Annotated in this window: 4 protein-coding genes; all 4 read left to right on the forward strand. The window is 62.1% G+C overall.

The genetic code is table 11. From position 1 onward, the window contains the following. Positions 1-559 (forward strand): fatty acid desaturase (locus tag EN884_RS32315; protein WP_206617699.1); only part of this gene is annotated, 559 nt, incomplete at its 5' end. 11 nt (positions 560-570) lie between these two features. Then, positions 571-885 (forward strand): MocE family 2Fe-2S type ferredoxin, encoded by a 315-nt coding sequence (locus EN884_RS32320; RefSeq protein ID WP_013530832.1) that lies wholly within the window; start codon positions 571-573, stop codon positions 883-885. Positions 886-919: 34 nt separating this feature from the next. Beyond that, positions 920-1,720, forward strand: coding sequence for a 3-methyl-2-oxobutanoate hydroxymethyltransferase (locus EN884_RS32325; RefSeq protein WP_063168536.1), 801 nt, complete (start codon positions 920-922; stop codon positions 1,718-1,720). After that, positions 1,717-2,598, forward strand: coding sequence for a formyltetrahydrofolate deformylase (gene purU, locus EN884_RS32330; protein WP_063168535.1), 882 nt, complete (start codon positions 1,717-1,719; stop codon positions 2,596-2,598). The genes EN884_RS32325 and purU overlap by 4 nt, the downstream gene beginning before the upstream one ends. Positions 2,599-2,647: the final 49 nt, after the last annotated feature.

Raw genomic sequence — 2,647 nt, forward strand, 5'->3', positions numbered from 1 at the left:
GGTGCGCAATGCGTTCGGCAGCATCTCGCCGGACGAGAAAAGCTTTATTCCCGAGATGGAGCTTCACAAGGTGGTCACAGCCGCGCGCTGGCATGTCGCCATCTATGTCGGGGCGATCGGGCTAGCGCTTCATCTGTGGTCGTTCCTGCCGCTGGTGCTGATCGGCCTGCCGCGCCTCTACGGCAGCTGGCACATGGTGCTGACCGGCCTGCTGCAGCATATCGGGCTGGCCGACAATGTCACCGACCACCGGCTGAACACGCGCACCGTCTACATGAACCCGATCAGCCGCTTCATCTATTGGAACATGAACTATCATGTCGAACATCACATGTTCCCGATGGTGCCCTATCACGCGCTGCCGAGGCTGCACGAATTGATCAAGCACGATCTGCCCGAGCCGAACCCTTCGATGTGGCATGCCTATCGCGAGGTCTGGCCGGTGCTGCTGAAGCAGCTTCAGTACGAGGATTATTTCCTCAAACGTGAATTGCCGCCGACGGCGCGGCCGTACCGGGACGAATTCCATGCACTGACCGTTCCGGCGGCGGCGGAATAGGGGAGAAGCAGATGGCCGACTGGGTTGAAGCGTGTGGCGTCGACGATGTCGAGGAAGAGGATGTCATCCGCTTCGATCATGGCGGCCGTACCTTCGCCATCTATCGCAGTCCCGATGACGAGTACTTCGCAACCGACGGATACTGCACGCATGAGAAGGCGCATCTGGCCGATGGGCTGGTGATGGACGACATCATCGAATGCCCCAAGCACAATGGCCGCTTCAACTACAAGACGGGCGTGGCTCGAGGCGCACCGGTATGCGTCAATCTCGCCACCTATCCAGTGAAGGTCGAGGCTGGCAAAGTGATGATCCAGATCGGCTGACCTGCCGCCGAATGCAACTGAGGGAACCCTTTTGATGAGCCGAAAAAGACCGACGGTGGCGGATTTGCGCGCCATGAAGGGCAAGCGACAGCTGACCATGCTGCGTGTGCTGACGATGGACGAGGCCGAGGCCGCGGAGCGCGCAGGGGTCGACATCGTCTCGGTGCCGCCCGAATTGGTGCTCAACCCTGAGTACCGCGACGCGGCGCCCAGCCTGTTCACCATGCCGGGCGACAATTTCTACGAGATCGGCACGGCGGACGATTTCGTGCGCTGGGCCTTCCGGCTCTACAAGGCCGGCGCCGACGCGGTCTATTGCAGCGCCGGCTACGCCACGATCAAGCGGATGGCCGATGACAATATCCCGGTGATCGGCCATGTCGGGCTGATCCCGTCACGGGCGACCTGGACTGGCGGCTTCAAGGCGGTCGGCAAGACCGCCGACACCGCCATGGATATCTTCGCGGCGGTGAAGCAACTGGAGGCCGCCGGCGCCATCGGCGCCGAGATCGAGGTGGTGCCGGTCGAGGTGGCCAAGGCGATCTCGGAGCGGACGTCGCTGATCATGCTGTCGATGGGAGCGGGTACCGGTTGCGATGCGCAATATCTGTTCGCCGACGACATTCTCGGCCAGAACCGTGGCCACATGCCCCGTCATTCCAAGGTCTATCGCAATTTCGCCGCCGAATATGATCGTTTGCAGGCCGAGCGTATCGCCGCGTTTTCGGAATATGTTGCCGACGTGAACAGTCTCGCCTATCCCGAAGACAAGCATGTGGTGCATATGGATCCGGCTGAACTCAGCCTGTTCATGAAGAGGGTCGACGGGGCGTGAAATCTCAAGGCAATGATGCGACGGGCGAGGCCGCGCCGGTTCATATTCTCACGCTTTCCTGCGAGGATCGGCCGGGGATCGTCGCCGCCGTCACGGCGGAGCTTGCCGCGAACGGCGCCAACATCGCCGAAAGCAGCCAGTTCTGGGACCGGCAGACCAATCGCTTTTTCATGCGGATCGCCTTCATCAGCCCGTTAGGCTCGACCGGGGACAGTCTGGAGCGGGCCCTGGAATCGAGCGTCGACCGCTTCGGCATGAAGACCGCGCTGGTCGATCAGGGACGCCGCCCGAAGATCATCGTCATGGTCTCCAAGTTCGACCACGCGCTTCTCCATCTGCTGTACCAGATCAGGGTCGGCTGGCTGAACGCGGAGGTTGCAGCCGTCGTCTCCAACCACGAGGATGCCCGCCGCTTCGCCGAGCTGGAGGGCATTCCCTACCACCATTGGCCGACCACCAAGGAGAACAAGGCCGAACAGGAACAGAAACTGCTGGACCTGGTGCAGCGGACAGGGGCCGAACTGGTCATCCTGGCGCGCTACATGCAGGTCTTTTCAAAAGGTCTGTCGGACCGGCTGTTCGGACGGGCGATCAACATCCACCATTCGTTCCTGCCGAGCTTCAAGGGCGCCAAGCCGTACCACCAGGCTTTCGACCGCGGCGTCAAGCTGATCGGTGCGACGGCGCATTACGTCACCTCCGACCTCGACGAGGGCCCGATCATCGATCAGGAGACCGAACGCGTCACCCATGCGATGAGCGCCGAGGATTTCGTCGCCGTCGGGCGCGACATCGAAAGCCGGGTACTGGCGCGCGCCGTCAAGCTGCATCTCGAAGCCCGCGTCATGCTCAACGGCCACAAGACCGTCGTCTTCTGAGAAGCCGCGTCAGGCCGGCCAATTTCCGCCGGCGAGCGCGGCGTAAAGC

The sequence above is a fragment of the Mesorhizobium sp. M7A.F.Ca.AU.001.01.1.1 genome (assembly GCF_004022735.1).
Lineage (GTDB): Bacteria > Pseudomonadota > Alphaproteobacteria > Rhizobiales > Rhizobiaceae > Mesorhizobium > Mesorhizobium ciceri.

Excerpts from the sequence above, each read along its gene's own strand:
- EN884_RS32320 (WP_013530832.1), top strand. The coding sequence starts at position 571 with ATGGCCGACTGGGTTGAAGCGTGTGGCGTCGACGATGTCGAGGAAGAG.
- EN884_RS32325 (WP_063168536.1), top strand. The coding sequence starts at position 920 with ATGAGCCGAAAAAGACCGACGGTGGCGGATTTGCGCGCCATGAAGGGC.